At 59.3% G+C, this 8,272-nt stretch carries 7 protein-coding genes and 1 pseudogene; 5 read left to right on the forward strand and 3 right to left on the reverse strand.

Annotation, left to right across the window (positions count from 1 at the left end; translation table 11 throughout):
• Positions 1–321: pseudogene (locus tag ACRESJ_RS13820) on the forward strand (sulfate adenylyltransferase subunit CysD); the annotation flags it as partial.
• Positions 322–330: 9 nt separating this feature from the next.
• Positions 331–2,229: a sulfate adenylyltransferase subunit CysN gene (gene cysN / locus ACRESJ_RS13825; RefSeq protein ID WP_431758388.1), complete on the forward strand. Its 1,899-nt coding sequence runs from the start codon at positions 331–333 to the stop codon at positions 2,227–2,229.
• A gap of 202 nt (positions 2,230–2,431) precedes the next feature.
• On the opposite strand, the gene ACRESJ_RS13830 is transcribed toward cysN, so the two are convergent.
• From ACRESJ_RS13830 to ACRESJ_RS13840, 3 genes are read right to left on the reverse strand one after another with little or no spacing between them, the layout of a single operon-like run.
• The gene (locus ACRESJ_RS13830; protein WP_431758389.1) at positions 2,432–3,337 is read right to left on the reverse strand and encodes an acyltransferase; all 906 of its coding nucleotides are present in this window, start codon (positions 3,335–3,337) and stop codon (positions 2,432–2,434) included.
• Positions 3,338–5,437 (reverse strand): phosphate acetyltransferase, encoded by a 2,100-nt coding sequence (gene pta / locus ACRESJ_RS13835; RefSeq protein ID WP_431758390.1) that lies wholly within the window; start codon positions 5,435–5,437, stop codon positions 3,338–3,340.
• A 60-nt stretch (positions 5,438–5,497) separates the two neighbouring features.
• Positions 5,498–5,824 (reverse strand): DUF3565 domain-containing protein, encoded by a 327-nt coding sequence (locus ACRESJ_RS13840; protein ID WP_431758391.1) that lies wholly within the window; start codon positions 5,822–5,824, stop codon positions 5,498–5,500.
• On the opposite strand from ACRESJ_RS13840, the gene ACRESJ_RS13845 reads away from it, so the two are divergent.
• The 3 genes from ACRESJ_RS13845 to ACRESJ_RS13855 all read left to right on the forward strand — a co-directional run bounded on the left by ACRESJ_RS13845 (position 5,793) and on the right by ACRESJ_RS13855 (position 8,197).
• Complete coding sequence (locus ACRESJ_RS13845) at positions 5,793–6,278, forward strand: FKBP-type peptidyl-prolyl cis-trans isomerase (RefSeq protein ID WP_431758392.1); 486 nt, start codon at positions 5,793–5,795, stop codon at positions 6,276–6,278. The genes ACRESJ_RS13840 and ACRESJ_RS13845 overlap by 32 nt on opposite strands.
• A gap of 122 nt (positions 6,279–6,400) precedes the next feature.
• Positions 6,401–6,883 (forward strand): glutathione peroxidase, encoded by a 483-nt coding sequence (locus ACRESJ_RS13850; RefSeq protein WP_431758393.1) that lies wholly within the window; start codon positions 6,401–6,403, stop codon positions 6,881–6,883.
• A gap of 210 nt (positions 6,884–7,093) precedes the next feature.
• Positions 7,094–8,197 carry an NADH:flavin oxidoreductase gene (locus ACRESJ_RS13855; protein ID WP_431758394.1) on the forward strand — a complete coding sequence of 368 codons (1,104 nt, stop codon included), beginning with the start codon at positions 7,094–7,096 and terminating at the stop codon, positions 8,195–8,197.
• Positions 8,198–8,272 lie beyond the last annotated feature (75 nt).

Raw genomic sequence — 8,272 nt, forward strand, 5'->3', positions numbered from 1 at the left:
GAAGGCATCCCGATCGTCCCGCTGTACTTCGCCGCCGAGCGTGAAGTCATCGAGAAGAACGGCACGCTGATCATGATCGACGACGAGCGCATCCTCGAACACCTGAGCGATGAAGACAAAGCCCGCATCGTCAAAAAGAAAGTGCGTTTCCGTACCCTTGGCTGCTACCCATTGACGGGCGCTGTGGAGTCCGAGGCCGAAAGCCTCACGGACATCATTCAGGAAATGCTCCTGACGCGAACTTCCGAGCGCCAGGGCCGTGTCATCGACCACGATGGCGCAGGCTCGATGGAAGACAAAAAACGTCAAGGTTATTTCTAAGGGGCTGTCATGTCGCATCAATCTGATTTGATCAGCGAGGACATCCTCGCCTACCTGGGCCAGCACGAACGTAAAGAGCTGCTGCGCTTTTTGACCTGCGGTAACGTCGATGACGGCAAGAGCACCCTGATCGGGCGCCTGCTGCACGACTCCAAGATGATCTACGAAGATCACCTGGAAGCGATCACCCGCGACTCGAAAAAAGTCGGCACCACCGGCGAAGACATCGACCTGGCTCTGCTGGTCGACGGCCTGCAGGCCGAGCGTGAGCAAGGCATCACCATCGATGTCGCGTACCGCTATTTCTCCACCGCCAAGCGCAAATTCATCATTGCCGACACCCCCGGCCATGAGCAGTACACCCGCAACATGGCCACCGGTGCGTCCACCTGTGACCTGGCGATCATCCTGGTCGATGCCCGTTACGGCGTGCAGACCCAGACCCGTCGCCACAGCTTCATCGCCTCCCTGCTGGGCATCAAGCACATCGTCGTCGCCATCAACAAGATGGACCTGAAAGACTTCGATCAGGGCGTGTTCGAGTCGATCAAGGCCGACTACCTGAAGTTCGCTGAAGGCTTGAAGATGAAGCCGACCAGCATGCACTTCGTGCCGATGTCGGCATTGAAAGGCGACAACGTGGTGAACAAGTCCGAGCGCTCGCCGTGGTACACCGGCCAGTCGCTGATGGAAATTCTCGAAACCGTGGAAGTGGCGGGCGACCGCAACTTCACCGACATGCGTTTCCCGGTGCAGTACGTCAACCGTCCGAACCTGAACTTCCGTGGTTTCGCCGGCACCCTGGCCAGCGGCATCGTCAAGAAAGGCGACGAAGTCGTGGTCCTGCCGTCGGGCAAGAGCAGCCGTGTGAAGTCCATCGTCACCTTCGAAGGTGAGCTGGAACATGCAGGCCCAGGTCAAGCGGTCACGCTGACCATGGAAGACGAAATCGACATCTCCCGTGGCGACCTGTTGGTGCATGCCGACAACGTACCGCCAGTCACCGACAGCTTCGAAGCGATGCTGGTGTGGATGGCTGAAGAGCCGATGCTGCCGGGCAAGAAGTACGACATCAAACGCGCCACCAGTTACGTGCCGGGCTCCATCGCCAGCATCGTCAACAAGGTCGACGTGAACACTCTGGAAGAAGGTCCGGCCAGCGCGCTGCAGCTGAACGAAATCGGCAAGGTCAAGATCGCGCTCGACGCGCCGATTGCCCTCGACGGTTACGACAGCAACCGCACCACTGGCGCGTTCATCATCATCGATCGCCTGACCAATGGCACCGTCGGCGCCGGCATGATCGTCGCCCAGCCTTTGGCCCATGGCACCAGCACCCACCATGGCAAACTGGCCCACGTTGCTACTGAAGAACGCGCCCTGCGTTTCGGCCAGCAACCGGCCACCGTGTTGTTCAGCGGCTTGTCGGGCGCGGGCAAAAGCACGCTGGCTTATGCGGTTGAACGCAAATTGTTCGACCTGGGTCGCGCCGTATTCGTGCTCGATGGCCAGAACCTGCGTCACGACCTGAACAAAGGTCTGCCACAGGATCGTGCCGGGCGTACGGAGAACTGGCGTCGTGCCGCGCACGTGGCGCGTCAGTTCAACGAAGCCGGTCTGCTGACCCTGGCGGCGTTCGTTGCACCGAGTGCTGAAGGTCGCGAGCAAGCCAAAGAGCTGATCGGCAAGGAACGTCTGGTGACTGTCTACGTCCAGGCTTCGCCAACGGTCTGCGCCGAGCGTGATCCGCAAGGCCTGTACGCGGCGGCCGGCGATAACATCCCGGGCGAATCCTTCCCGTACGACGTGCCGCTGGATGCTGATCTGGTGATCGACACCCAGTCCGTTTCGCTGGAAGACGGCGTCAAGCAAGTGCTGGATCTGCTGCGCAAGCGTGGTGCGATCTAAGGTAAAAGCAGCGGCAAGCTTCTAGCTTCAAGCTGCAAGGAAAAGCCCGCAGACAAGTGATTGTCTGCGGGTTTTTTGTTGCCTTGAGATTGCTATCGCTGGCAAGTCAGCTCCCACAGGTTTTGCGCCTTACGCAATATCTGAGTGCACTGATGATCACTGTGGGAGCTGGCTTGCCAGCGATGGGGCCAGAACAAACGCCTCAATACTTGACTGGAAATTCGCTATGCATCTGCGCAAGCAGAGCATCCTTATCCTGCCACAACTGGTTGATCCAGCCCTGGAACTGCAAGCGGTATTCACCGTCCTGGTCATAGTTTTTGCCAACGAACTGCGGCGGGATTTTCAGTTCCTCGAAGTGCACAACTACATCGGCAACATTCCCGCACAACAAGTCCCAGAAACCAGGACGCCCGGCCGGGTAGTGAATGGTCACGTTGACCAAAGATTCAAGCTGCTCGCCCATGGCATCGAGAACGAAAGCGATGCCGCCCGCCTTGGGCTTGAGCAGGTATTTAAATGGTGATTGTTGTTGCCTATGTTTGCCTTCGGTGAAGCGTGTGCCTTCGACGAAATTGAAGATTCCTACCGGGTTATCACGAAACTTCGCGCAGGTCTTGCGGGTGGTTTCCAGGTCCTTGCCTTTCTTTTCCGGGTGCTTTTCCAGATAGGCCTTGGAGTAACGCTTCATGAACGGAAAGCCCAGAGCCCACCACGCCAGCCCGATCACCGGCACCCAGATCAGCTCCTGTTTGAGAAAGAACTTCAGCGGCTGAATGCGTCGGTTGAGCACGTATTGCAGCACCAGAATGTCGACCCAGCTCTGGTGGTTGCTGGTGATCAGGTACGAGTGCTGGTAGTCGAGGCCGCGCAGGCCGCTGATGTGCCAGCGGGTACGACGGACGAGGTTCATCCAGCCTTTGTTGAGGCTGATCCAGGCCTCGTGGGTATGGCTCATCAGCCAACCTGCAATACGCTGGGTGACGGCGAACGGCAGCACTTTGACGAGCGCCACACAGAACAGAAACGAGCAGAGCAAAATCGTGTTCAGTGCCAGCAGCAGCGAAGCGATCACACCACGAACGGGTGCAGGTAGAGAGTCCAGCATTTAAACATCCATAGGTCGGTTGGCTGCCTGGATCGCGGTCAACGCGATGGTGTACACGATGTCGTCGACCTGCGCACCGCGCGGCAAGTCGTTCACCGGTTTGCGCAGGCCTTGCAGCATTGGCCCGAGGCTGACGCAATCGGCACTGCGCTGTACGGCCTTGTGGGTGGTGTTGCCGGTGTTGAGATCGGGGAAGACGAACACCGTAGCGCGACCGGCCACCTGGCTGTTTGGCGCCAGTTGTCGGGCCACGTTTTCGTTGGCGGCGGCGTCGTATTGCAACGGACCATCGATCAGCAGCGAATGCTGTTGTTCATGGGCGAGCAGCGTCGCTTCACGGACCTTCTCGACTTCTTCACCGCTGGCCGACTCTCCGCTGGAATAGCTGATCATCGCCACCCGTGGGGTGATACCAAACGCCGCTGCCGAATCCGCGCTTTGCAGCGCGATTTCGGCCAGTTCGCTGGCGCTTGGGTGGGGGTTCATCACACAGTCGCCGTAGACCAGCACTTCCTCCGGAAACAGCATGAAGAACACCGACGACACAAGGGTGCAGCCCGGTGCTGTCTTGATCAACTGGAGGGCAGGGCGGATGGTGTTGGCGGTGGAGTGAATGACCCCGGACACCAGGCCATCGACTTCATCCAGCGCCAGCATCATGGTGCCGATCACCACCGGGTCTTCCAGTTGCTGCTCGGCCATCGGTGCGTTGAGGCTTTTGGTCTTGCGCAAGGCAACCATCGGCTCGACATAACGCTCGCGAATCAGGTCCGGATCGAGGATTTCCAGCCCCGCTGGCAGCTCGATGCCCTGGGCGCGAGCGACCGCTTCAACATCGGCCGGTTTGGCCAGCAACACGCAGCGTGCAATGCCGCGTGCCTGACAGATCGCAGCAGCCTGTACGGTCAGCGGCTCGCTGCCTTCGGGCAGGACGATGCGCTTGTTGGCGCTTTGGGCGCGCTGGATCAATTGATAGCGGAACACCGCTGGCGACAGGCGCATTTCCCGTGGCGTACCGCAGCGTTGGTGCAGCCAGTTGGCGTCCAGGAAGCCTGCGACGAAATCGGTGATGATTTCCGCGCGTTCACGGTCGTCGATCGGGATTTCCTTGTTCAAGCCGTTCAACAGGTTCGCGGTATCGTAGGAACCGGTGCTCACCGACAGTACCGGCAGGCCGCCCTGCAAGGCGCCACGACACAACTCCATGATCCGTGGGTCGGGCAGGGTGTCGCTGGTCAGCAACAGACCCGCCAGGGGCACGCCATTGATGGCCGCGAGGCTCACCGCGAGGATGATGTCATCGCGATCGCCGGGGGTCACCACCAGCACGCCGGGCTTGAGCAGGTCCACGGTATTGCGCATGGTGCGAGCGCAAATAATCGTCCGGGTCATGCGCCGGGTTTCGTAGTCGCCAGCATTGAGCACTTGTGCGCCCATCAGGTCGGCGACGTCGCGGGTGCGTGGCGCGTTCAGTTCAGGCTGGAACGGGATGCAGCCGAGCAAACGAAAATCGCCGCTGCGCAACAGTGGCGAATGCTCCTTCAGGCGCGCGGCGAATTCGTCCATGCTCTCTTCGGTCTTGACCTTGTTGAGGATCACGCCGAGAACCTTCGGGTCTTTCGGCCCGCCGAACAATTGCGCCTGCAACTCGACGCGACCGGAGAGTTCGGTCAGCACTTCGTTTTCCGGCGCCGAGACCAGGATCACATCGGCGTCGAGGCTCTTGGCCAGGTGCAGGTTGACCCGCGCGGCGTAGCTGGCGCTGCGTGTCGGGACCATGCCTTCGACGATCAGCACATCCTTGCCGATGGCCGCCTGCTGATAAAGCGTGATGATTTCTTCGAGCAACTCATCCAGTTGACCGTCGCCAAGCATGCGTTCGACGTGGGCCAGGCCCAGTGGTTGAGGCGGCTTCAAACCGTGGGTGCGCGCTACCAGCTCGGTGGAGCGTTCAGGTCCCGTGTCGCCGGGGTGCGGCTGGGCGATGGGTTTGAAAAAGCCGACTTTGAGGCCGGCGCGTTCGAGCGTGCGCACCAGCCCCAGGCTGATGGAGGTCAGGCCCACGCCAAAATCGGTGGGTGCGATAAAAAAAGTTTGCATGCGGATTCTCTGAAGGTGCATGGCAATGGCGATCATCTATAACTGACGATCTACCGAAATTCAGTCGCCAAGGTTATCGCTAACCGAGCCTTGTGCGCACCAACCGCAGGCAAAGGGCTGGCCTATTTTTTCGCGGCGCTGCTCAGGATTCATGACCCATGATCGCGATTGCCAAGGCGGCTGGTGGCGCAGATGCTGGGTGTGGCCGCAGGAAAGTTCGGCCACCCAATGTCCGTCCTCATCCTGATGGAAGCCTGTGATCGTCGCCCCCCGTCTGTCCGGGTTGTGTTCGCTTTCGGGCGATTGCTTCGCTAAACTGCTGCTTTCATCATTCTTTTGCAAAAGGTCTCGCCCCATGCTGATCGCCGCCAATAAGGCTGTCTCCATCGACTATACCCTGACTAACGACGCTGGTGAGGTCATCGACAGCTCCGCCGGCGGCGCGCCGCTGGTTTACCTGCAAGGCGCAGGCAACATCATCCCGGGCCTGGAAAAAGCCCTGGAAGGCAAAGGCGTTGGCGAAGAGCTGACCGTATCCGTTGAACCTGAAGAGGCCTACGGCGAATACGCTGCCGAACTGGTCAGCACCCTGAGCCGCAGCATGTTCGAAGGCGTTGACGAGCTGGAAGTGGGCATGCAGTTCCACGCTTCCGCTCCGGATGGCCAGATGCAGATCGTCACCATCCGTGATCTGGACGGCGACGACGTTACCGTCGACGGCAACCACCCATTGGCCGGTCAGCGCCTGAATTTCCAGGTCAAGATCATCAATATCCGTGACGCCAGCCAGGAAGAAATCGCTCATGGTCACGTCCATGGCGAAGGTGGCCATCACCACTGATTTTCTGCGCTAAGCTCAGATAGCTGGAGAGGCGCCCCGAGGGCGCCTTTTTAGTGTGCGGCTGTGCTGTCGACACCGCCAAGTGGCCGTTTCGAGAAGAACACTGGAATCTGGAGTACGTCATGAGTGCTTTTCACGACCTTAATTTGACAGGCCTGGATGGTAAGGCGCTCCCTTTGGCCCCTTTCAAGGGGAACGTCGTGCTCGTGGTCAACGTCGCCTCCAAGTGCGGCTTGACGCCACAGTACGCGGCGCTGGAAAACCTCTACCAGCAATACAAGGCCAAGGGCTTCAGTGTGCTGGGTTTGCCGTGCAACCAGTTTGCGGGGCAGGAGCCGGGTAGCGAGCAAGAGATTCAGGAGTTTTGCAGCCTCAACTATGGCGTGACTTTCCCGCTGTCCAGCAAGCTGGAAGTCAACGGCCATGAGCGTCACCAGCTGTACAAGCTGCTGGCGGGCGAGGGTGCGGAGTTTCCCGGTGACATCACCTGGAACTTCGAAAAGTTCTTGCTGGGTAAGGACGGGCGTGTGCTGGCGCGGTTCTCACCCCGTACCGCTCCGGATGATCCGAGCGTGGTTCAGGCGATTGAAAAAGCGCTGAGCTGAAATCCGGGAAAATCAAAATATCGCAGCCTTCGGCAGCTCCTACGGATGTATCTGGATCCCGTGTAGGAGCTGCCAAGGCTGCGATATTTTGCTCTGTGTCTTTTGACCCTTAATCACCAAAATCAATAGTGCTGTGCATTGCTCGGCACTCCACATATTATCGACGCCATAAAATTTTCGTCCCGTCGATCGATTTTCGTGGAGCGCCCCATGCCCGTAAAAGCCCTGTTCAAACCGTTCCACCTTGGCACCCTCGAACTGCCAACCCGCGTTGTCATGGCTCCAATGACTCGTTCTTTTTCGCCGGGTGGCGTACCGAACTCCAAGGTGATCGAGTACTACCGTCGTCGCGCTGCGGCCGGTGTGGGTCTGATCATCACTGAAGGCACCACCGTGGGTCACCAGGCGTCCAACGGCTACCCGAACGTTCCGCATTTCTACGGTGACGCCGCACTGGCCGGTTGGAAAAGAGTCGTCGACGCCGTGCACGCTGAAGGCGGCAAGATTGTTCCGCAACTGTGGCATGTGGGCAGCGTACGGCGCATCGGCACCGAGCCGGACGCCAGCGTGCCGGGCTACGGTCCTTCAGAAAAAGTGAAGGACGGTCAGGTCGTGGTTCACGGCATGAGCAAGCAGGACATCCAGGAAGTGATCGCCGCATTCGCCCAAGCGGCCAAAGATGCCCAGAGCATTGGCATGGACGGCGTTGAGATCCACGGTGCCCACGGCTATCTGGTCGACCAGTTTTTCTGGGAAGGCAGCAACCAGCGCACCGATGAATATGGCGGCAGCCTGGCCAACCGTTCGCGCTTCGCCATTGAATTGATTCAGGCAGTTCGCGCCGCAGTCGGCGAAGGTTTCCCAATCATTTTCCGCTTCTCCCAGTGGAAACAGCAGGATTACACCGCGCGCCTGGTACAAACCCCTGAAGCCCTGGGTGAATTCCTCAAGCCGTTGAGCGACGCCGGCGTGGATATTTTCCACTGCTCGACTCGCCGTTTCTGGGAGCCCGAGTTCGACGGCTCCGAACTGAACCTGGCTGGCTGGACCCGCAAGCTCACCGGCAAACCGACCATCACCGTGGGCAGCGTCGGCCTGGACGGTGAGTTCCTGCAGTTCATGGTTAACACCGACAAAGTTGCACAACCGGCCAGTTTGGAGAAACTGCTGGAGCGTTTGAACAACGATGAGTTCGATCTGGTGGCCGTGGGCCGTGCACTGCTGGTTGACCCGGACTGGGCGCAGAAAGTGCGTGACGGTCGTGAAGAAGACATCCTGCCGTTCAGCCGTGAGGCGTTGATGACGCTGGTTTAAGCCTGGTCAAGCCCATCGCCAGCAGGCTGGCTCCCACATTAGACCGCATTGCCTCAAGTGGAACGCGGTTAACTG

The organism is Pseudomonas sp., assembly GCF_050739655.1.
In the GTDB taxonomy this organism is placed as follows: Bacteria; Pseudomonadota; Gammaproteobacteria; order Pseudomonadales; family Pseudomonadaceae; genus Aquipseudomonas.

Coding starts and splice junctions, on each gene's coding strand:
- cysN (WP_431758388.1), top strand. CDS start 331: ATGTCGCATCAATCTGATTTGATCAGCGAGGACATCCTCGCCTACCTG.
- ACRESJ_RS13830 (WP_431758389.1), bottom strand. CDS start 3,337: ATGCTGGACTCTCTACCTGCACCCGTTCGTGGTGTGATCGCTTCGCTG.
- pta (WP_431758390.1), bottom strand. CDS start 5,437: ATGCAAACTTTTTTTATCGCACCCACCGATTTTGGCGTGGGCCTGACC.
- ACRESJ_RS13845 (WP_431758392.1), top strand. CDS start 5,793: ATGCTGATCGCCGCCAATAAGGCTGTCTCCATCGACTATACCCTGACT.
- ACRESJ_RS13840 (WP_431758391.1), bottom strand. CDS start 5,824: ATGGAGACAGCCTTATTGGCGGCGATCAGCATGGGGCGAGACCTTTTG.
- ACRESJ_RS13850 (WP_431758393.1), top strand. CDS start 6,401: ATGAGTGCTTTTCACGACCTTAATTTGACAGGCCTGGATGGTAAGGCG.
- ACRESJ_RS13855 (WP_431758394.1), top strand. CDS start 7,094: ATGCCCGTAAAAGCCCTGTTCAAACCGTTCCACCTTGGCACCCTCGAA.